17 protein-coding genes are annotated in these 20003 nt (G+C 33.0%); 3 read left to right on the top strand and 14 right to left on the bottom strand.

The genetic code is table 11. The features are described from left to right. Positions 1 to 6: 6 nt before the first annotated feature. The 14 genes from C8N26_RS01100 to C8N26_RS01035 form a co-directional block, all read right to left on the bottom strand. Positions 7 to 513 carry a ferritin gene (locus tag C8N26_RS01100; protein WP_120185673.1) on the bottom strand — a complete coding sequence of 169 codons (507 nt, stop codon included), beginning with the start codon at positions 511 to 513 and terminating at the stop codon, positions 7 to 9. Positions 514 to 595: 82 nt separating this feature from the next. Continuing rightward, a complete protein-coding gene (locus C8N26_RS01095; protein ID WP_120185672.1) occupies positions 596 to 889 on the bottom strand; it encodes a hypothetical protein in 294 nt (97 codons plus the stop codon). Between the two features lie 104 nt (positions 890 to 993). After that, positions 994 to 2001, bottom strand: coding sequence for a TlpA family protein disulfide reductase (locus C8N26_RS01090; RefSeq protein ID WP_120185671.1), 1008 nt, complete (start codon positions 1999 to 2001; stop codon positions 994 to 996). A gap of 133 nt (positions 2002 to 2134) precedes the next feature. Then, on the bottom strand, positions 2135 to 3670 hold the full coding sequence (locus tag C8N26_RS01085; protein WP_120185670.1) for a YifB family Mg chelatase-like AAA ATPase: 1536 nt from the start codon (positions 3668 to 3670) through the stop codon (positions 2135 to 2137). Positions 3671 to 3729: 59 nt separating this feature from the next. Beyond that, positions 3730 to 4314: a DUF4126 domain-containing protein gene (locus C8N26_RS01080; RefSeq protein WP_120185669.1), complete on the bottom strand. Its 585-nt coding sequence runs from the start codon at positions 4312 to 4314 to the stop codon at positions 3730 to 3732. 74 nt (positions 4315 to 4388) lie between these two features. Next, entirely contained in the window at positions 4389 to 6353 is a 1965-nt protein-coding gene (locus C8N26_RS01075; protein ID WP_028891319.1) for a protein-disulfide reductase DsbD family protein, read from the bottom strand. A gap of 23 nt (positions 6354 to 6376) precedes the next feature. After that, entirely contained in the window at positions 6377 to 7690 is a 1314-nt protein-coding gene (gene tilS, locus C8N26_RS01070) for a tRNA lysidine(34) synthetase TilS (protein WP_120185668.1), read from the bottom strand. A 22-nt stretch (positions 7691 to 7712) separates the two neighbouring features. Further along, the gene (locus tag C8N26_RS01065; protein ID WP_120185667.1) at positions 7713 to 8534 is read right to left on the bottom strand and encodes an alpha/beta hydrolase; all 822 of its coding nucleotides are present in this window, start codon (positions 8532 to 8534) and stop codon (positions 7713 to 7715) included. Beyond that, the gene (locus C8N26_RS01060) at positions 8534 to 9043 is read right to left on the bottom strand and encodes a hypothetical protein (RefSeq protein ID WP_120185666.1); all 510 of its coding nucleotides are present in this window, start codon (positions 9041 to 9043) and stop codon (positions 8534 to 8536) included. The genes C8N26_RS01065 and C8N26_RS01060 overlap by 1 nt, the downstream gene beginning before the upstream one ends. A gap of 65 nt (positions 9044 to 9108) precedes the next feature. Beyond that, positions 9109 to 10425 carry an aminodeoxychorismate synthase component I gene (gene pabB, locus C8N26_RS01055; protein WP_120185665.1) on the bottom strand — a complete coding sequence of 439 codons (1317 nt, stop codon included), beginning with the start codon at positions 10423 to 10425 and terminating at the stop codon, positions 9109 to 9111. A 65-nt stretch (positions 10426 to 10490) separates the two neighbouring features. Beyond that, positions 10491 to 12929: a sodium-translocating pyrophosphatase gene (locus C8N26_RS01050; protein WP_120185664.1), complete on the bottom strand. Its 2439-nt coding sequence runs from the start codon at positions 12927 to 12929 to the stop codon at positions 10491 to 10493. A 119-nt stretch (positions 12930 to 13048) separates the two neighbouring features. Beyond that, on the bottom strand, positions 13049 to 13576 hold the full coding sequence (locus C8N26_RS01045) for an inorganic diphosphatase (protein ID WP_028891314.1): 528 nt from the start codon (positions 13574 to 13576) through the stop codon (positions 13049 to 13051). Between the two features lie 102 nt (positions 13577 to 13678). Continuing rightward, a complete protein-coding gene (locus tag C8N26_RS01040; RefSeq protein ID WP_120185663.1) occupies positions 13679 to 16183 on the bottom strand; it encodes a DUF5686 family protein in 2505 nt (834 codons plus the stop codon). A 77-nt stretch (positions 16184 to 16260) separates the two neighbouring features. Beyond that, positions 16261 to 17241 carry a pyruvate dehydrogenase complex E1 component subunit beta gene (locus C8N26_RS01035; protein ID WP_028891312.1) on the bottom strand — a complete coding sequence of 327 codons (981 nt, stop codon included), beginning with the start codon at positions 17239 to 17241 and terminating at the stop codon, positions 16261 to 16263. Positions 17242 to 17454: 213 nt separating this feature from the next. On the opposite strand from C8N26_RS01035, the gene C8N26_RS01030 reads away from it, so the two are divergent. The 3 genes from C8N26_RS01030 (at position 17455) to C8N26_RS01020 (ending at position 19997) form a co-directional block, all read left to right on the top strand. Next, positions 17455 to 18195: an electron transfer flavoprotein subunit beta/FixA family protein gene (locus C8N26_RS01030; protein WP_120185662.1), complete on the top strand. Its 741-nt coding sequence runs from the start codon at positions 17455 to 17457 to the stop codon at positions 18193 to 18195. Positions 18196 to 18277: 82 nt separating this feature from the next. Continuing rightward, positions 18278 to 19231 (top strand): electron transfer flavoprotein subunit alpha/FixB family protein, encoded by a 954-nt coding sequence (locus C8N26_RS01025; protein ID WP_120185661.1) that lies wholly within the window; start codon positions 18278 to 18280, stop codon positions 19229 to 19231. Between the two features lie 148 nt (positions 19232 to 19379). After that, positions 19380 to 19997 (top strand): bifunctional nuclease family protein, encoded by a 618-nt coding sequence (locus tag C8N26_RS01020; protein ID WP_120185660.1) that lies wholly within the window; start codon positions 19380 to 19382, stop codon positions 19995 to 19997. Positions 19998 to 20003: the final 6 nt, after the last annotated feature.

Raw genomic sequence — 20003 nt, 5'->3', positions numbered from 1 at the left:
AAAGTTTTATTCAGTAGGAATACGCTCATCAATCATTTTTAATGGCATACCTTCCATTAAATCGATTAAGTCTAAAATGTCTCTTACTTTTTCTTCTTCTTCGGCTTGTTCTGTTACAAACCATTGTAAAAAGATTTCAGAAGTAAAATCACTTACTTTTCTTGCGGTTTTAAATACGTGGTGAATAGATTTAGTTACTTCTATTTCGGCATCTAAAGAAGCTTCAAAAATAGCTCGTAAGCTTTCAAATTCGTGAGCAACTTCAGTAGCTACAGGTGACATTGCACTGCCTCCATTATCGTTAACGAATTTGAAAATCTTCATCATGTGCTCTCTTTCTTCTTCAGCTTGCTTATAAAAGTATGCTGCGCTATTTCTAAGCTCTCTTTGGTCGCACCATGATGCCATGGCTAAATATTTAGAAGAAGCTTGTTGCTCCATCGTTATTTGGTGGTTTAGCAAATCAACTACTTCCACATCTAAAATCATGTCTCTTCTTATTGCTGTTTCCATAATATTTTGTTTAGTTTTAATACTATAAAGATACAGATTATAAGGCTCTAAAAAGAATAGAGGGGCTAATTTAAAGCTAGTCTTAGTAAAGACTTTTCTGCTTAAATACTGATAAAAGAAGTTCTCGTAACTCTATGAGTTGAGGTACATCTAAAAATAATAGGTGTTTGTTGTCTGCTGCAAAAAGGAGTACGAAGTTATCACCGTCGATAATCGTTTCTAAAGATTCATAAGAAGCGTATTCTAGTACTTTTTTTCTGAAGGTTAATAGTTGGCAGAAAGTAAAGTCTATTACTTTATAGCCTAAATCTAGTTGGTAACAGTTTCTGCCACCATAAGAAATTTTAAATGATAATTCTTCTACAAAAAAATTCATTCGGCAAATATAATTATTTTTAATGAATCTAAAGAAGAATAATTTAAGCAATAAAAAAGCCCACTAATTAGTGGGCTTTTTAAGTTATAAATGTCTTTTAAGACTTAGATGTTTAATGATTCAAATAACTCAACTAACTTAGGATTAGAAGGTCTTGGAGCATTGGCATCTACAATATTTCCTTGAGGATCTAATAAAATAAATCTTGGAATTCCAGATACTCTATAAGCATCCATAAAAGACTTGTCTTCTTTAGCGTATAATTGAACTCCTGTTAATTCTTTGTCAACAATCATTTGTTTCCAAGTTTCATAATCTTTTTGTCTGTCAACAGAAATACTTACAAACTCGATATTTTTCTCGTGATATTTTTCTTCAACTTGCTTTAAGAAAGGAATTTCGTTTTTACAAGGTTGACACCAAGTAGCCCATAAATCGATATAAACGTATTTTCCTTTTAAATCATCTAAAGAAGTAGTACCTCCAGCATTGTTTTCGTAATCTACAAACTTAGGAGACTCCATTCCTTTAGCTAAGTTTTTTGCTAGGTATTGTTTGTCGTTATATACTTTAGTTAAGTATTTTTCTAAACCAGTAATACTTTGTTTTTGATTTGCAGCAAAAGTAGAATCTAAAGCAGCTTCATCTACTCTTTTGTTAAATCCATCAACAAATTCAGAAACTTTAGCTCTAAAGTCTAATTCTGGTAAATCCATTAATTCTTTATCTCCAAATAAAGCTTCTTGCTCTATAGAAGATTTAGCGATGAAAGCACTTTCTTTAGAACCTTCTCCTGTAAAAGTGATAGTTTCATCAAACTCATTAGTATCAAGAGTCATGTTAATATCAGCTCCGTTTTTTAAGTATAAAGTAGCGTATTCTTTACCATCAAAAAGTCTGTAAAAGCCATCTTTTACATTCATAGTATCTTTAAACATACCATTTTCATCAACTTTTATCACTCTGTTGAATTTAAATTGAGGGTTAGATATTACAACAGAATCAGAGTTTTTGTTGGTTATTTTTCCAGAAAAAGTCACATAATCTTTTTGTTCCTCTTTACATGAAACTAAGGCAAAAGAAAATGCCAATAAGTAAACTAGTTTTTTCATTAGGGTGTGTTTAATTTTGCTATCCAGCGTTATAATAAGCGCCTAAATTAGTGATTTTAAATGAAAGCACAATTTTTTAACATTTCCCTAACTGTTTTAAAGTTGTATACTTGCTTGAATTCTAGCTTTATAATTATCCTAGCCAACCTTCACGGTCTAAGCTTCTATATTGAATAGCTTCAGTAATATGCTCTGATTGAATATCTTTTGAGTTTGCTAAATCTGCAATGGTTCGAGATACCTTTAAAATCCTGTCGTAGGCTCTAGCAGAAAGGTTTAGTTTCTCCATAGCTATTTTTAAAAGTTGTTTGCTCTCTTCTGAAATTTTACAGAACTTACGTATTTGTTTTACGTTCATTTGAGCATTGTAATGAGTGTTGTCAAATTCTTTAAATCGTTCCGTTTGTAGTTCTCTAGCCTCAGTAACACGGTTTCTAATATCCATACTACTTTCTCCTTTACGTTCTTCAGAGAGTTTTTCAAAAGGGACAGGAGTTACTTCTATATGGATATCTATTCGATCTAATAGTGGGCCCGATATTTTACTTAAATAACGTTGCATTTCAGCAGGAGAGGAGGTAATAGGAGCGTCTGAGTTATTAAAATACCCTGAAGGACTAGGGTTCATACTTGCTACTAACATAAAGCTACTGGGATAATTTACTGTAAAACGAGCACGAGAAATCGTAACTTCTCTATCTTCTAGAGGTTGACGCATTACTTCTAATACTGTTCGTTTAAATTCGGGAAGTTCATCTAAAAAAAGGACTCCGTTATGTGCTAAAGAGATTTCACCCGGTTGAGGATATTGTCCGCCACCTACGAGTGCAACATCAGATATTGTATGATGAGGTGAACGAAAGGGACGTTGATACATTAAACCAGTATTCTTTACTTTTCCTACTACAGAATGTATTTTAGTAGTTTCCAAAGCTTCATACAAGGTCATTGGAGGTAAAATTGAAGGAAGTCGTTTTGCTAGCATTGTTTTTCCTGCACCTGGAGGCCCAATTAATATAATATTATGTCCGCCAGCAGCGGCAATTTCCATACAGCGTTTAATTGATTCTTGTCCTTTTACATCGGCAAAATCAAACTCTGGAAAATCCATGTGTTTATAAAATTCAGCTCGAGTATCCACTGTCGTCGGCTCTATTAGTTTATTGCCTTCAAAATGATTGATAACTTCCATAATATTATCTGCGCCCAAAATATTTAGGTCATTAACTATAGCAGCCTCTTTCGCATTTTCTTTAGGTAGAATTAAGTATTTAAATCCTTCTTCCCGCGCTTTTATAGCTATAGGTAATGCTCCTTTAATAGGTTGTAAACCTCCATCTAAAGAAAGTTCTCCCATAATTATATAATCTCCTATGTTTTCATATTGGATTTGATTAGACGCAGCTAAAATTCCAATAGCTAAGGTTAGGTCATATGCAGCACCTTCTTTTCGAATATCAGCAGGAGCCATATTAATGATTATCTTTTTACCAGGAAGTTTATAGTTATTGTTTGCCAAAACAGCCGAGATTCTGTACGAACTTTCACTTACCGCTTTATCAGGTAGTCCTACCAAATGATAACCTATTCCTTTATCAATATTTACTTCAACAGTAATGGTGGTTGCTTCTATACCAAAAACAGCGCTTCCATAAACTTTTACTAGCATATTTTTTCTCTTTCTGTTAAAGATATAAAAAATATGTTAAGATGTTGTTGATGATTTGGTTATGGTAAATCTTCTTCTTTTTTTAATGAAGGAAAAACAAATCTGTATAATTTTCGCATGCTTAAGAAGATAAGAACAACAAAAATGATAGCTATTATAGGTAAAAAAATGGAGAAAGCAGACATAACTACAGAAGAGCCTGTTTCTACCGTTGAAATTATAGGATTTGCAACTCCAGCAGTTGTAGCTGTAGAAGTTAAACGAGCCGAAGCAGTAGTGCCTTTTATAGCACTTGCAGTTCCTCCACCAGCAATAATTGCCAAAGCCCAAGTAATTACAGGTGATAAATCGGCAAGGGTTGAAACCATTACTGCTGTACCTGCAATAGCAGCTAACGGAATTGCTATGGTATCGAGTAAATTATCAAACCAAGGGATGTAATAGGCAAATATTTCAAGTAAAGTGGCAACACCTAAGGTAATAATAGCAGGGGCGCTTGCTACCCATACCCAGCTTTCATTTAAAGGAATAATTTGGTAATACCCAGCTAAACTTAAAGCAAATAAGGGTAAAAAGACTCTAAATCCGACTGAAGCGGCTAACCCAATACCTAAAAAGATACTGATGATTGTTTCTGGCGTCATCTATTTTTTTATGGTAAGATATAAAAAAAGCCTCTTTTTTTAAAGAGGCTTTATAAATATTATGAAATACTGTATTAGTTGTTATTGAAACGGTCTAAACCAGTTTTTAACCAATTGTAGTATGTTGTATGATCTGTATACTGTTGAGGTGAGTTTAATACTTCTAACTCAGGACTCATTAATACATAGAATGGTTGAGAAGCAGTTTTAAAGTTAGCTGCTTGTAATGTAGCCCACTTATCACCATACGTTCTAATTCTTTTTACCTTACCGTTAGATTTGATAAAATCAAACTGCTCATCTTCAGGTAACATTCTTTGGTGGTCATCTACATATAATGAAATTAATACATAATCATCATTAATTAAAGAGTAGATGTTTGGTTGACTCCAAATATTTTCTTCCATTTTACGACAGTTAACACAAGCCCATCCTGTAAAATCTAGTAAAACTGGTTTGTTAACAGATTTAGCGTAAGCAATACCTTCGTCAAAATCTTTAAAACAGTTTAAGTTAAGTGGACAGTGATTGTCTTTTTCATAAATACTATGGAATTTAGGTGGAGCAAAACCACTTAATAATTCATTTTGATTCCAAGCTGGTTTTTCCATTACTCCAGGAGCTAAGTATACAGATAAAGCTAATGCACCTATACCTACTAACACTCTGAAAAGAGTCATCTTTCCATATTTTTTTCCAATAAATCCAAATAAGTATAAAGCTAATAAGAATGCAATTAAAGCCCAAATACCGATAAAGATTTCTCTTTTTAATAGTCCCCAGTGACCAACTAAGTCTGCGTTAGATAAGAATTTGAAAGCGAAAGCTAATTCAATAAAACCTAAAACAACTTTAACTGTGTTTAACCAGCCACCAGACTTTGGTAAAGTGTTTAACCAGTTAGGGAACATTGCAAATAGAGCGAATGGTAATGCTAAAGCTAAACCAAATCCTACCATACCTATAGATAATTGCATAGCACCACCGCTTAACGATCCTGCTAATAAAGAACCTAAAATTGGACCGGTACAAGAGAACGATACAATTGCTAATGTTAATGCCATGAAGAATATTCCTAAGAAACCTCCAACGTTAGAAGCGCTATCTGCTTTATTACTCCAAGAACTAGGTAAAGTTAATTCGTAGAAACCAAAGAAAGAACCTGCAAAGAATATTAAAATAACAAAGAAGAATAAGTTTAACCAAATATTGGTAGAAATGTTATTTAAGATTTCTGGATCTAATGTGTCTAAGAAATGGAAAGGAAGACTTATTAATCCGTAGATTAATACGATAAAGAAACCATATAAAACTGCACTACCAACACCTTTACCTTTTTTTTCTGTACGTTTTGTAAAGAATGATACAGTTAAAGGAACCATTGGGAATACACATGGAGTTAAAAACGCTAATAATCCACCAACAAAACCTAATAAAAAGATATTTAATAAACTGTTATCCTTTTCTTCTCCATCAGCACTTGTGTCTGTTGAGCTTTTTAATAAAACAGTATTTTTTAAATCTAAATTTAAAGATTGTGATAACTCTTTACTTTTATCATCAACTTCTGCAACCGTTTGTTCTACAACTTCGCCTGTTAAAGAGAATGTAAAATCTTCATCAAAAGGTAAACAGTATTCCTTACAAACTTGAGCATCAAGATTTAAAGTTACCTTCGTTAATGTAGAGTCAGAAACAGTAATTCGCTGTACTAATTTACCTTCTTCAACGAAAAAGATTTCGTCTTTTCCCCAGATTTCACTAAACTGTGTTTCAGTTTCACTTTCTTTAGCTTTACCGTTTAGGGTATATCCAGTTTGTCCTTCTGCAGGTGAAATTGTCATAGGTAAAGAAGCGTCTTCTGGGTTATACTGAGAGTATAAGTGCCAGTCTTCAGCTATTAATACGTCAAAAATAAGGTCGTACTCGGTATCAGAGATCTTCTCTACCTTAGGAGTTACAACAACAGGGTTATCATCAGATTGAGAATAAACCGCTAAACCTATGAATAATAAAAATAGAGTAAAGAATTTTTTCATTCTATGTAGTTTGATGGGGTTAATTAAATACTAATTTGTAATAGTTTGGTCGTTTTTTCTGTTGGTAAAAAGCGTCTGTCTTGTCGTTTTCCTATAATCCAAATAATCTCATTTTTACTAGAACAGAGAAGCCAAATTTTATTTTTATTTATGATTGATATTTTCTCGTCTTTAAAATACTTACTTATTTTTTTCTTACCTAGCATTCCTGCAGGATAAAAAAAATCGCCGGAATTCCACCGTCTAAGTTTTAGGGGGTAACTAAGAAGTTCATTATCAACATAAATACTTTTTTGATCAGTATCTGTTTTTTTTTGAACCCTTTTCAGTAGCAGCCTAATTGGAGCTGTAATTTCTTTGTTTTCCTCCCTAATAGTGTAAACCTCCTCTTCGTTAGAGGATTTTTCACTAGTGCGTAAAAGTAATAAAAAATCTCTGTCTTTCAACAAAGTATAATTTTTTGTTAAAATTTGCTTTCCAGATTGCGCATAAATAAGGTTGTAAACATCGTTCCATTCCTTGAATTCATAGGGCTTTAGCAACTGATAGAGGTAGGGTTTTGGATTGGATAACTTTAACAGTTTTTCAATGTTGATTTTTAATAAATCACCCTCTTTTGCAATAATTTCATGGGTAACTTCCTCTATTTTATCATCAATAATTTGTTGAGATTCTTTTAAGTGATCAATTGTTTTATTGAAATTTTTTAAAGTACTAGCATTCAGTTCTTTTAATATAGGAGTAACCTGATGGCGTATTTTATTTCGAAGATATTTGATTTCTGAATTACTTTCATCTTCACGCCATTCAATATTATTTTGTTTTGCATAGTTTAAAATTTCCTCGCGAGAAAAAACAAGTAACGGGCGTACAATACTTCCATTAATAGGAGGGATGCCTGTTAAGCCTTCCAATCCTGTGCCACGAGATAGGTTAATTAAAAAAGTCTCCAAATTATCATCGGCATGATGAGCTGTAAGTAAATGTGAAAAAGAATGTTCGTTGCTTAATTTTTCAAACCAACTATAACGAAGTTCTCTCGCAGCTAATTGTGTTGATAATTTATTGTTAACAGCATATTCATTCGTATTAAAACGAATTGTATATGTGTTAAGGTTTAGTTTTTTTCCTAGGTTTTTAACGAATTCTTCATCTTTATCACTTTCTTCACTTCTTAATTGAAAGTTGCAATGCGCTAAGGAAATATCAAATTTAAGTTGATGTAATAAATGTGTTAATACAACGCTGTCAACTCCACCAGAAATAGCAATGAGTAGTTTTTTACCTTTTAAAAAAGAAAAATGTTTGTCAATATGTTTAGCTAATTCTTGGAGCATAAAAAACAACAGTAGGTAACTATTATAATTGAGTATTTAACCAGTTTACTACGTCTTGTAGCATTTCTTCTTTACATAAGTCATTTTGTAACTCATGATATCCACCTTCGTATAATTTTAAACTAGCTTTTGAGCTATTGTTAGCAAAAGCTTCAGTTCCTTTATAATCAATAATTCTATCGCCAGTACCGTGTAGTAAAAGCATAGGTGTTTTTAAAGAATTGGCATTGTTAATAGCCCATTCGCCAGTATCAATAAAAGATAAAGAGAAATTAGGGCTTACTTTATCGTGCACTAGTGGATCATCAATATATTTTTGAACTTCAACCGGATCGCGAGATACATCATTTACATCTAACTCATTGCCCAAAGTAATTGAAGGTGCGATTTTTTGCATAAGCTTTCCTAATGATAATTTCCATGCAGGTGGCTCAAATGCTAATCGTAAAAACGGACTTGTAGCTATGGTTCCTTGTAGTTGATGTTCTTTTCTAAGTGTGTAGTTAATTACAGTATTTCCTCCCATTGAATGCCCATATAAAAAGATTGGTTTATCACCAAAAACCTCTATAGCTTTATCAATAAGTTTGGTTACACTTTTTAATACATATTCAAACCCTGGGTTATGACCTCTTTTTCCTGTGGTTTTTCCATGACCGAAGTGGTCAAAAGCAATTACTCCAAAATTGTTGTCAGTTAATTTTTGAGCTACATGGTCATATCTACCAGAGTGCTCTCCCATTCCGTGAATAATAACAACTATAGCTTTAATAGTTTCAGGTTGCCAATATTGACCAAAAAACTCGGTTTTATGAAAATTGAATGTAAAAGTATTGTGTGTCATTAGTCTCTGGTTATGTTTCCGTCTTCTAAAATATTAAAAATAATAGTAGAAGGAGAATCAGAAATGTATTCAACTAATTCAATACTGTTTTTGTTAAGAGTAGAGGTAGTTCTTAGCATTCCTTCAGCAATTTCATCATAAGCTAGTATTTGACTGTTAATTATATTGAATTGCTTATCATAAGTTACTAACATCGAAATAAGCTCGTTGTTGTTTGGATAAAAATAATAAACAACTGATTGGAAATTTTCTGATAATTTAGGAAGATAAGAAACACCAATTTTACTTTCTTCAGTTAATTGATCTTCAAAAATTGAAGGTAATTTTAAAAGTTCTTGCTGTGATTTTGTTAATAGTTTACCTTCTGCATGATTGCTAAAATTAGTGCTGTCAGTTAAAGGAACAGTTTTAGTCGGATACTCATTTAAAAATGAATATTTGTTTGATTTACAAGAAACTGCTGTTGCAATTACAGCAACAAAAAGCAAAATTTTAAAGGCGTTGTTCATCTCTTTATTTTTTTAAATAGTTTTTTGATTGTAAAATACTCAGTGAGTATTTGCTATAAATATAGTTAACTTTTATTAGTATGTGTTAAAACATACTTCATAGCCTTGGCTTTTAGTAAACATTCTTCATATTCTTTTTCTGGAGTAGACTTTGCTGTAATAGCACCACCTACTGAATATGAAACGTATCTGTTTTCTGAATTGTATAAAATACTTCGGATAACTACGTTAAAATCGAAATCACCATTTGGAGTAAAATAGCCAACGGTTCCAGAGTATAAACCACGTTTGGTTTCTTCTAATTCTTCAATGATTTTCATGGCTGAAATTTTGGGAGCTCCGGTCATGCTGCCCATGGGGAAGGTGTCTTTGATTACATCAACTGGGTGTGTAGTGTTTTCAATTTCTGAAACTACAGTAGAAATCATTTGGTGTACTTGTTTAAAAGAGTATACTTTACATAGTTCTTCCACTTGGACACTTCCTTTTTTAGCTGTTCTTGATAAGTCGTTACGGACTAAATCTACAATCATAATATTTTCTGATCGTTCTTTCTCATCACGAGCTAAATCAAAAGCAATTTTCTCGTCTTCAATAGGATTGATAAGTCGTTTTGCAGTTCCTTTTATAGGTTGAGAAATAATTTTAGCCCCCTCTTTTCTAATATACCGTTCTGGAGTAGCAGAAAGCAAGTAATGATTGTCATTTCTAAAAAAAGTAGCAAATGGAGGTTCTGATATTTTGTTTAACTGCGTGTATACTTTATACGGATTTATGATTGTGTCTTCTGCATAGAATTCTTGACAGAAGTTAGCTTCATAAATATCTCCTCTATGGATATGCTCCAGTACTTTTTCTACTTTTTGATGGTATTCATCTTTATGTATTCGGAGTTTTATTTTTACTTCATCTGTTTCTTCTTGTTCATGATTTTGAATAATAGGATTGGTTTCAATAATGTCTTCAAAATCTTCTTCTAGCTCATCATCAATCATTTGTAAATAGTGAAATTCAACTGTATTTCCTTTGATGAAAATTAATTTTTGAGGTTGAAAAAAGTACAAGTCAGGAAAATGAAGCCTGTCAAAATTATTAGAGATTAGTCTTTCAGTATCATTTTTAACATCATAACTAATGTAGCCAAAGATGTAGTCTTTGGTGAAAGATTGATACTCTTTTAGTTTATCAAAAGCGTTATAGTAATCTGTTTTAATAGAAGTAAACTCTTCTACAGCTAAAGCACAATCAAAAGAGCTGTATTGTTGCTCATAATTATTAGAATCTAGCCAAATAGCTGTTTCAAATTGTTTAGCCCAAACAAATAGTTTTTGTTTGAATTTATTTGGCTCATCTATAGGAAAAATGCGTACAGTTCTTGACATCGCACAAAAATAAGAAACCCGATAGAAATACTACTATCGGGTTCGGGTTTTATATAGGTTGAAGTTTACTCTTTTTTTGAGTTTTCGTACTCTTTAATTTTCTGTTTAACTTCTTCTAAAGTGCCTTCAAAAGTTTTTTCTTCAGTTACTTCTTCACCATTTTTAATAGTAGTGGTTGTAATGGTTGCTTTAGCAGTACCATCGTCATTCTTTTCAATATTTACTTTAACGATGTTTTCTAATTTGTTTTCTGTAGTAAATTCAGCATCAGTAGAAAGTTTTATTTCATGTTTTTCACCATTCTTGTCAATCCAAACTTTAATGTTTTCTGTCTCTTCATTTGTTTCAGAAGAAGTATGCCCGCCTAATATTGGAGCAATAACTAAACCAACTAAACATGTAAGTTTAATTAAAATATTCATTGAGGGGCCAGAGGTATCTTTAAAAGGGTCACCAACAGTATCACCAGTAACGGCTGCTTTATGAGCATCAGAACCTTTGTAGGTCATTTCTCCGTTGATTTCAACGCCTGCTTCAAAAGATTTCTTAGCGTTGTCCCATGCACCACCAGCATTATTTTGGAAAATAGCCCACATAACACCCGATACACAAACACCTGCCATATAACCACCTAGAGGTTCAGCACCAAAAACTAACCCTATAATTACTGGGGTAATAATGGTAATTAACCCCGGTAAAATCATTTCTTTTAAAGCAGCTTTGGTTGAGATATCTACACATTTTGCGTACTCGGGAGTTCCTGTTCCTTCCATAATTCCTGGAATTTCTCTAAACTGACGACGAACTTCATGTACCATTTCCATAGCTGCTTTTCCTACAGATTGCATTGCTAATGCTGAAAATATTACAGGAATCATTCCTCCAACAAATAGCATAGCTAATACATCTGCTTTAAAAATATTTATTCCGTCAATTCCTGTAAAAGTTACATAAGCTGCAAATAAAGCTAAAGCAGTTAAGGCAGCAGAAGCAATGGCAAAACCTTTACCAACCGCAGCAGTTGTGTTTCCAACAGAGTCTAATATATCAGTACGCTCACGAACATGATCTTCTAATTCGCTCATTTCAGCAACTCCACCAGCATTGTCAGCAATAGGTCCGAAAGCATCAATAGCCAATTGCATAGCAGTAGTTGCCATCATTGCTGAAGCTGCTAAAGCAACTCCGTAAAATCCTGCAAAATAATATGAACCGTAAATTGCAGCTGCAAATAATAAAACAGACAAGAAAGTAGACTTCATACCTACAGCTAAACCAGCAATAATATTAGTACCAGCTCCTGTAGCACTATTTTGTACAATAGTTAATACAGGTTTTTTTCCTAGGCTTGTGTAGTAAGAAGTAACCATAGAAATTAAAGCACCTACGGCTAAACCAATACAGGCTGACCAAAATACATTAATAGAAGGCACTTCTTTAAAACCTGCCCCAAAGAATTTCATTTGCATTGTTTCAGGAAGCATCCATTTAATTAAGAAGAAACTTGCTGCTAAGGTTAAAATAATAGCAACCCAGTTTCCTGTATCTAATGCTTTTTGTACTTCTGCTTCTTTTGCTGTATTGTCTTTAATTCCTACCAAGAAAGTTCCAATAATGGAAGCTACAATACCAACTCCGGCAATTACTAATGGAAGTAATATTGGTCCCATTCCGTTAAATGCATCGGAAAAAGTAGAGTCTATTGACATATCTCTAATAACATAGTTTCCAAGAACCATGGCTGCTAATACTGTTGCTACGTATGAACCAAATAAATCGGCTCCCATACCTGCAACATCTCCTACATTGTCTCCTACATTATCAGCAATGGTAGCTGGGTTACGAGGGTCGTCTTCAGGAATTCCAGCTTCTACTTTTCCTACTAGATCAGCTCCTACATCGGCAGCCTTGGTATAAATACCTCCACCTACACGAGCAAATAAAGCAATAGATTCAGCTCCTAGAGAAAAACCAGCTAAAGCTTCTAGTACGACAGTCATTTCATTGTAGAAGTTTCCTCCTTCAGTAATAAATTGACCGACGAATATTAGAAAAAATAAACTTAATCCTAAAACAGCTAAACCTGCTACTCCTAGTCCCATTACGGTTCCACCACCAAAAGATACTTTTAAAGCTTGTGGTAAACTAGTTTTGGCAGCTTCAGCTGTTCTTGCGTTAGCATCGGTTGCAATACGCATTCCTATGTTTCCTGCTAGTGCAGAAAAAATTGCTCCTATGATAAATGCAGGAACAATCATAATGCTGGTTGTTTCTACTAATTGAGAGATTCCGAATAAAGCTAATGAAGCGATAATAACAAAGATTAGTAATAATCGATATTCGGCAGCTAAAAAAGCAAGAGCTCCTTCTTTAATACTTTTTGAAATGGATTGCATTTTTTCATTTCCTGCATCTTGTTTTTTAACCCAGATCATTTTTATATACATAAAAATGAGTCCTAAAAGTGCCAAAAGTATTGGCACATATATCATGTTTTGTTTCATGTTATTGTTATTTGATTAGTTATAAGTGTTCGTAAATATAACAAAATCAATAACTAAACAAAAAACCTCTTAGTTGTAACTGAGAGGTTTTTTGTTTTATATAGGATAATTTTTACAGATTAAATCTTGAAATTTCCATTAGCTTTATGTTCGCTATTCTCATAACGCTCTAAACATTTATCTAAAATTTCGTAAGCTTCATCTGCATTACCCCAATCTCCAATATCAACTTTTTTCTTTTCTAAGTCTTTATATACTTGGAAAAAGTGAGTAATTTCTTGTTGACGGTGAGGGTTTAAGTCAGATAAATCATTGTATTTGTTCCAAATAGGGTCAGATACAGGTACACAAACGATTTTTTCATCTGGACCTTTTTCATCAGCCATATGAAAAACACCAATTGGCTTTACTTCCATAACACACATTGGGAAAGTTGGTTCTGCTCCTAAAACTAATACGTCTAATGGATCTCCATCTAATGCTAAAGTTTGAGGAATAAATCCATAATCACCAGGGTACATCATTGAAGAAAATAACATTCTGTCAAAACGAATTTTTCCTAAATCAAAATCGTACTCGTACTTATTTCTACTTCCTTTTGGAATTTCAATTAAAACATCTACTGTTTTTCTTTCTTTTGCGGTCATATATTCTTAACTTTTCTTCGTTTCTAAAATCGGTTTGCAAAAGTAACGATTTATTAGTTTTTATAAGAAAAAAAGTGGTTTATTTTATGGTTAATTGTATGATTATAAGCCAGGTTTAATTCCTATACGAATAGCAAACTTCGGTGTTGGTGCAACTGTAGAGCCTACAGGAGGGGTGTAATTACTTCTCCAAATAGCATCAACTCTAAGAAAACGTAAGTTACCATATCCTATATTTTCTAGTCCAAAACCATATTCATAGTATACTTTATTTGGAGCATTATAATTTACGTTTCCAGCGTTTATAGCTTTGTTTTCTGCTGAAACGGTTCCATAAGCTGCTCTAAAAGTTACTAAACTTCGAAGTTTTAGTTTTTTTAATAATGGAATTCTATTTAAAATATAACCATTAAAATGGTGTTCAAAATGTCCTGCTAAATATTCATCAGTAACAAAATCGTAATAATTTAGTAAGGTAAAAGTATCTTTCACTAAAGAAAAAGATTGGTTAGCAGGTACCGGACTTAGTAAAGCTATTGGTACATTTCCAAAAGTTTTTCCAGCTTCAAAAGTAGCATCTAAAATTCCGAATTTACTTAGTAAAATAGGTTGGTTGTACTTGAATTGAATTTTGTCATAGTTATGTGTGCCGTTGAAAACATCTTTGTATCCTTTACGGTAGTTTAAAACTAAGGTAGGGAAAACATTTTTCCCAAAACGTCTTTCTACCCCTAAACCATATACAAATCTACCTGGGGTATATGTAAGATAGATGTCTGAGGCTACATCTGTTAATTTTGACTGTATATCTCCATTTTCATCAATGTAATCCATAGAGAAATATCTTTCGTCTGCAGAGGAGATTTTAGCATGAGAAAGATTTATGCCAAAGTGTAAATTTTGTTGAATTTGATAGTCAAAATTTGTAGCAATCTTTTCTACATTAGATAAGAAGTAGTTATCGCCTCTTGAAAATACAGCAGCAGTACCAAAACTTCTACCTAAAAGTTGTGTGGTGTTTAACAAGGTACTACCTAATTGTTCAATATCTTTTTGATAAGCAGCTCCTATTGCTATTCTAGGTTTGTAGGATAATAAATAGCGACCCTCGGCAGCATATTTCACTTTTTTGTCTTTAAACCCATAGGCAACATGACCTGTTAGGCGAAACCTATCGTCTTTAGTTACAAAGGTTCTAAATCCTAATTTAGTTCTAAATCCTTCTACTTGATTGTTTGCGAAAAGAGTCCAAAAAGGACCGACTTGAAAACCTAAATTAGTGTTTATATATCCGCTAGAAACAGTGTTGATAAGTCCTGTGATGTTTTTGATTTGCTTTTTCTTTTTAACGTTTTTGATTAATTTATACGTTTTCTTACTTTCATCATTTTGAACAGAATCCCAGTATGCGTCTCCTTTTTCATACTGATTAGGTCTTATTTTTTCAATTTTTTCCTCGTAGAATTTTTCAGAAAGAGGTTTGTTTAAAATGTAGTTTTCAAACGTAATGTTTTTCTTAATTGTTAATCCTTTATTACTGTCGTTTTTGTCAAGAAAGGTAAAGTCTCCTTCGTAAGCATTTTTAGTAGGAATGTATATGCTATCATTTCTAACCTCAAATTCTTTCTCAAAAGTTAATCCTCTTACAAAGTTTAAGTTAATACTTTTATGTACTTTCATTTTTAGCTTTTTCACTGAAAAGCTTTTGTCTGCAATCCATAAATTTCCTTGAAATGCTAAATCACCATCTCTTCTAGGAAAGAAGTAAATATTGTATAATTTTCGGTTGTTGTCAACAATACTATCGTATAGAACATAATCGTAAGTAGAAAAACCATCTGTAGATAATGGGCTTACAAATGACTTTCTTAATAATGTAATATCGTTTTGAAATACATCAATATTTTGAAAAGTGTTAGCCATTCGATCAAAAACAAACCCTTGCGCATTTAATCCTTCCGATTTTTCAGCTTCAATATCTTCTCTTACAGCATTACTTACATTATTACCATAAATATTAGAAACCTGTTCATTTATATAAATAGGTATGTAATAATTAATACCATCACTATCGTATTGAACTTCTTTAATTGCTTGTTTGTATTCGTTTTTAAATAACTTCTTCAGGAAAAGTGTGTCTAAGTTATTAAGACCAATTTCTATTGAAGTATTCTTCTTGTATTGATAATGGTTAACTAAATCAAGCCCGTTTTTTCTTTTACGTTTCCAAACTTCTTTTAGAATTTTATAAGCGGGGTTTTCTTTCTTTTTCAAGCGTTTTTTAGGTTTGGTAACAATAACAACCTCGTCTAATTGATTACTTTCTTCTCTTAAAACAATATTTAAAAATTTTGTTTTTTGATTTACTTTTAATGTTTGTTTTTGAAAACCTACAAATGAAATCTCTAGGAGACCTCTATTTTTAGGGGTTTTTAAATAGAATTTACCGTCATCATCGGTAGTAGTTCCAAAAGTGGTGTTTTTTAGAACTACATTAACAAAAGGTAAAGGAGTGTTAAATTCATCAACAATTTTACCTTGCAGTGTTATTTGAGCACTTAAGTAGCTGGTTGTTAGGATTAATAGTAGTGTTAGTAGGTTTTTCATTTGTGTACTTACTACAAAATCCTTTTGACGAGTGCCAAAAGGATTTTATTTTTTTCAATTTCTTTTTTTTCTTTTAATTACTTACGATACATTACCTCTTTTACAGCGGCTATAACATCATCAGCATTAGGTAACCATTCTTCCAATAAAACTGGTGAATATGGTGCTGGTGTATCGGCAGTTGTTATCCTTTTAATAGGAGCATCTAAATAATCAAATGCTTCGTCTTGTACTCTAAAAGTAATTTCTGAAGATACACTTCCGAAAGGCCATGCTTCTTCTAAAATAACTAATCGGTTTGTTTTCTTTACAGATTCTAAAATGGCTTTATGATCCATTGGACGAACGGTACGTAAGTCGATAATTTCTATTGAAATACCTTCTTTAGCTAATTCATCAGCAGCCTTGTAAGCTTCTTTAATAATTTTACCGAAAGAAACTACGGTTACATCTGTACCTTCTCTTTTAATATCAGCTACACCAATAGGGATAATGTATTCTCCTTCTGGGATTTCCATCTTATCACCGTACATTTGTTCAGACTCCATAAAAATTACTGGATCGTCATCACGAATAGCTGCTTTTAATAATCCTTTAGCATCGTAAGGGTTCGAAGGAACAATTACTTTTAATCCAGGACAGTTTGCATACCAACTCTCAAAAGCTTGTGAGTGTGTTGCTGCTAATTGACCTGCAGAGGCTGTTGGCCCACGGAAAACGATAGGACAGTTAAATTGCCCACCACTCATTTGACGAATTTTGGCAGCGTTGTTAATAATTTGATCAATACCCACTAATGAGAAATTGAAAGTCATATATTCAACAATAGGACGGTTACCGTTCATTGCTGATCCTACAGCAATACCACCAAAACCTAATTCAGCGATAGGAGCGTCTATTACACGTTTTGCTCCAAATTCGTCTAACATTCCTTTACTAGCTTTATATGCTCCGTTGTACTCTGCAACTTCTTCACCAATCAAATAAATGCTTTCATCTCTGCGCATTTCTTCGCTCATTGCTTCGCAAACGGCTTCTCTAAATTGTACTGTTTTCATACGTTTTATAAGTAGTTGTTTATCAAGAGTGCAAAAATAATAAAAATAGGGGTAATATTGTAGCTTTAAAATCAATAAATGATAAAGTCATATTAATACCTTAAATTTGAAGCAGATTAAAGTTGAGCAAAAAATTTATTATGCACGCATAGTAAATTAAAAAAAATGCTTAACTTCGTCGCACAAAATTAAGTTTCTTTAAAACAACGATATATGAAAATATTAGTTTGTATCAGTCATGTACCTGATACTACTTCAAAAATCAACTTTACAGATAACGACACAAAGTTTGATACTAACGGAGTTCAATACGTAATAAATCCATACGATGAGTTTAGTTTAACTCGTGCAATGTGGTTTAAAGAAAAGCAAGGAGCAAGCGTAACAGTAGTGAATGTTGGAGGAGCATCTACAGAGCCTACTTTACGTAAGGCGTTAGCGATTGGAGCAGATGATGCTATCCGTGTAAATGCTGAACCTACAGACGGATTTATGGTTGCTAAAGAGTTAGCTGAAGTTGTTAAGAATGGAGGATACGATTTAGTGTTGGCAGGAAAAGAATCTGCTGATTATAACGGACAAATGGTTCCAGGAATGTTAGCATCTTTATTAGATTTTAACTTTGTTAATGGTTGTGTTGGTGTTGAAGTAGACGGAACAAATGCAACTTTAAGTAGAGAGATTGATGGAGGAGAAGAAAAAGTGTCATCTACGTTACCAATGGTAATTGCAGGACAAAAAGGAATCGTAGAAGAAAAAGATTTACGTATTCCTAATATGCGTGGAATTATGATGGCTCGTAAAAAACCATTAAGTGTAGTTGAACCAATTGGAGCAGCAGCGGCAACATCAACTCAAAACTTTGAAAAGCCAGCGCCAAAAGGAGCAGTAAAGTTAGTTGATAATGTTGATGATTTAATCAATTTATTACACAACGAAGCAAAAGTAATCTAATTAAAATTTAAAACACATCATTGCGAACAAAGTGAAGCAATCTTGTCATTTGTACTCGTAATGATATAAAATATATTAAAATATGTCTGTATTAGTTTTTGCCGATTCATCGGAAGGAAAATTCAAAAAAACAGCTTTTGAGGTTGTTTCATACGGAAAAAAAGTAGCAGAGCAATCAGGAAGCGATTTAGTAGTTTTAACTATTAATGGAGGTGATGCTTCTGAATTATATACTTATGGAGCAGAGAAAGTTGTTGAGGTAAAGAATAATTTGTCTTCATTCAATGCTAAAGCATATGCTTCAATTATTAAACAAGTTGCTGAGGCGAAAGGAGCAAACACAGTAATTATTGATTCTAGTGTTGACGGATTAACAGTAGCGCCATTAGTAGCGGTAGCTTTAGAGGCTGGATATGCATCTAATGCTGTAGCTTTACCAAGCAGTACAAGTCCTTTTGTAGTTAAGAGGAAAGCATTCTCTAACAAAGGATTTAATAATACTGAGATTTCAACAGAGAAAAAAGTAGTTGGTGTAGCTAAAAATTCTTACGGAGCACATGAAAATACAGTAAGTGGATCAACTGAAAGTTTTGATGCTGCATTGCCAGAATTAGGAGTTAAATCTGAAAGCATCAGTAGAGCTACAGGAAAAGTAACAATTGCAGATGCTGATATCGTTGTTTCTGCAGGTAGAGGTTTAAAAGGACCAGAAAACTGGGGAATGGTAGAAGAATTAGCAGAGGTTTTAGGAGCTGCAACAGCATGTTCTAAACCAGTGTCAGATTTAGGATGGCGTCCTCACAACGAGCACGTTGGTCAAACAGGTAAGCCAGTAGCTTCAAACTTATACATTGCTATTGGTATTTCTGGTGCAATTCAGCACTTAGCAGGTATTAACGCATCAAAAGTAAAAGTGGTAATTAATACAGATCCTGAAGCACCTTTCTTTAAAGCTGCAGATTATGGTATTGTTGGTGATGCTTTTGAAGTTGTACCTCAGTTAGTAGAGAAATTAAAAGCTTTTAAACAAGCATAAAATAGTGGTAATTTTTTCTTTTTCTATAAATTAGAGTACAACTCATAATTTTTAGTAAATTGTGCCCACTTTAGAAGGCTGTCTAAATTTTTAAGCAAAAGGCCTAAATTTAGACAGTTTTTTTGTATTTTATGATGATTGATTGTACATGAGTTTAATTAAACTAACTATAAAAGGGATTTCGTATAGCCAAACACAAAGTGGGGCATATGCTTTAGTGCTAAGTGAAATGGAAGGAACTAGAACGCTACCTATTATTATAGGAGCTTTTGAAGCACAATCAATTGCCATTGCTTTAGAAAAAGAGATTCGACCACCAAGACCTCTTACCCACGATTTATTTAAAACATTTGCCGATAGATTTTCTATATTAATAAAACAAGTTATCATTCATAAATTGGTTGATGGTGTGTTTTATTCAAGTTTAATTTGCGAGCGAGAAGGGGTAGAAGAAGTGATAGATACGCGAACATCAGACGCTATTGCATTAGCAGTTCGTTTTGAAGCGCCAATTTACACATATGAGAATATTTTAGATAAAGCGGGTATTTATCTGAAAATGGATGAAGAGTTAACTATTGAAGAAGATTTGGAGTCGGATGAAGAAGATGAAATAGAGTTTTCTTTAGATGAGGACGAAAAAGAAGAAGACTACTATTCACACTTATCTCTAGAAGAATTGCACGAACAACTTAACGAAGCTGTAACAAACGAAAACTATGAGTTGGCGGCTAAAATCCGTGATGAAATCAGCAAACGTTCTTAATTAAAA

It is taken from the genome of Tenacibaculum lutimaris, from assembly GCF_003610735.1.
Taxonomy (GTDB): domain Bacteria; phylum Bacteroidota; class Bacteroidia; order Flavobacteriales; family Flavobacteriaceae; genus Polaribacter; species Polaribacter lutimaris.
This window is presented reverse-complemented; position numbering and strand designations above follow the sequence as displayed.

Excerpts from the sequence above, each read along its gene's own strand:
- C8N26_RS01100 (WP_120185673.1), bottom strand. The coding sequence starts at position 513 with ATGGAAACAGCAATAAGAAGAGACATGATTTTAGATGTGGAAGTAGTT.
- C8N26_RS01095 (WP_120185672.1), bottom strand. The coding sequence starts at position 889 with ATGAATTTTTTTGTAGAAGAATTATCATTTAAAATTTCTTATGGTGGC.
- C8N26_RS01090 (WP_120185671.1), bottom strand. The coding sequence starts at position 2,001 with ATGAAAAAACTAGTTTACTTATTGGCATTTTCTTTTGCCTTAGTTTCA.
- C8N26_RS01085 (WP_120185670.1), bottom strand. The coding sequence starts at position 3,670 with ATGCTAGTAAAAGTTTATGGAAGCGCTGTTTTTGGTATAGAAGCAACC.
- C8N26_RS01080 (WP_120185669.1), bottom strand. The coding sequence starts at position 4,314 with ATGACGCCAGAAACAATCATCAGTATCTTTTTAGGTATTGGGTTAGCC.
- C8N26_RS01075 (WP_028891319.1), bottom strand. The coding sequence starts at position 6,353 with ATGAAAAAATTCTTTACTCTATTTTTATTATTCATAGGTTTAGCGGTT.
- tilS (WP_120185668.1), bottom strand. The coding sequence starts at position 7,690 with ATGCTCCAAGAATTAGCTAAACATATTGACAAACATTTTTCTTTTTTA.
- C8N26_RS01065 (WP_120185667.1), bottom strand. The coding sequence starts at position 8,534 with ATGACACACAATACTTTTACATTCAATTTTCATAAAACCGAGTTTTTT.
- C8N26_RS01060 (WP_120185666.1), bottom strand. The coding sequence starts at position 9,043 with ATGAACAACGCCTTTAAAATTTTGCTTTTTGTTGCTGTAATTGCAACA.
- pabB (WP_120185665.1), bottom strand. The coding sequence starts at position 10,425 with ATGTCAAGAACTGTACGCATTTTTCCTATAGATGAGCCAAATAAATTC.
- C8N26_RS01050 (WP_120185664.1), bottom strand. The coding sequence starts at position 12,929 with ATGAAACAAAACATGATATATGTGCCAATACTTTTGGCACTTTTAGGA.
- C8N26_RS01045 (WP_028891314.1), bottom strand. The coding sequence starts at position 13,576 with ATGACCGCAAAAGAAAGAAAAACAGTAGATGTTTTAATTGAAATTCCA.
- C8N26_RS01040 (WP_120185663.1), bottom strand. The coding sequence starts at position 16,183 with ATGAAAAACCTACTAACACTACTATTAATCCTAACAACCAGCTACTTA.
- C8N26_RS01035 (WP_028891312.1), bottom strand. The coding sequence starts at position 17,241 with ATGAAAACAGTACAATTTAGAGAAGCCGTTTGCGAAGCAATGAGCGAA.
- C8N26_RS01030 (WP_120185662.1), top strand. The coding sequence starts at position 17,455 with ATGAAAATATTAGTTTGTATCAGTCATGTACCTGATACTACTTCAAAA.
- C8N26_RS01025 (WP_120185661.1), top strand. The coding sequence starts at position 18,278 with ATGTCTGTATTAGTTTTTGCCGATTCATCGGAAGGAAAATTCAAAAAA.
- C8N26_RS01020 (WP_120185660.1), top strand. The coding sequence starts at position 19,380 with ATGAGTTTAATTAAACTAACTATAAAAGGGATTTCGTATAGCCAAACA.